This is a genomic window from Psychrobacter sp. 1U2, assembly GCF_051847575.1.
This window is the reverse complement of sequence record NZ_JBPYDC010001300.1, coordinates 1-638: the sequence shown is the minus strand read 5'-3', so window position 1 is coordinate 638 and position 638 is coordinate 1. Positions and strand designations below refer to the sequence as shown.

The 638-nt window shown below is 37.8% G+C and carries 1 protein-coding gene; it reads left to right on the top strand.

Annotated elements, in window-relative coordinates; genetic code table 11:
- Positions 1–295 precede the first annotated feature (295 nt).
- Positions 296–638, top strand: a 343-nt coding sequence (locus ACS8FD_RS21760; protein ID WP_439277404.1) for a type IIL restriction-modification enzyme MmeI, incomplete at its 3' end; no start/stop codon positions are given.

Sequence of the window (638 nt, the reverse complement as noted above, 5' to 3'; positions counted from 1 at the left end):
TACCCTTTCAGCTTCACGATGTTTTTGAACAGAAAAATTAAATATGACACGCAATGCTTCTCCATAGCAATCATGCTGAATCTTTGCAATACGAGTAGAATCACCCTGAAACTTAGTACCAACTATCATCATTAACCCTTGTTAATAAGCTTGTAGCGTATCGACTACATAAGCAATAAAATACTATATACCCCCTATTTTTCAGAACACTTAAGCCTTCAAATACGATAAGATAGCGCTATAATTGCACATTAGCCTGCTTATTTACACCCGTAATTCATCTACAGAGACAACCATGGCATTTAACCAAACTCAGTTTTTTGAAGATTTAGAAAAATTAACCATCAAAGTCATTGATAAGAATAAAAAAGACGACTTTATATACGATTTTCTAACGCTGCTAGATGTCTCAAAATCTACGATAACCTCACTTAAAAAGAATGACGGTCGTTTTAACGTCGCCGCCAATCCTGAGGCTGGCGAGGTTGCCAATAAGCATCGTATCTACTTCAAGCCTGTAGATGCGGGTCAAGACCTTGCTAAAGCCTTAAAAGATGTCATGAACAGCCCAATCATCAACCAGCACAAAATCCGTATGGTGATGGTAACGGACTTCAACACCGTACTGATTAACGATA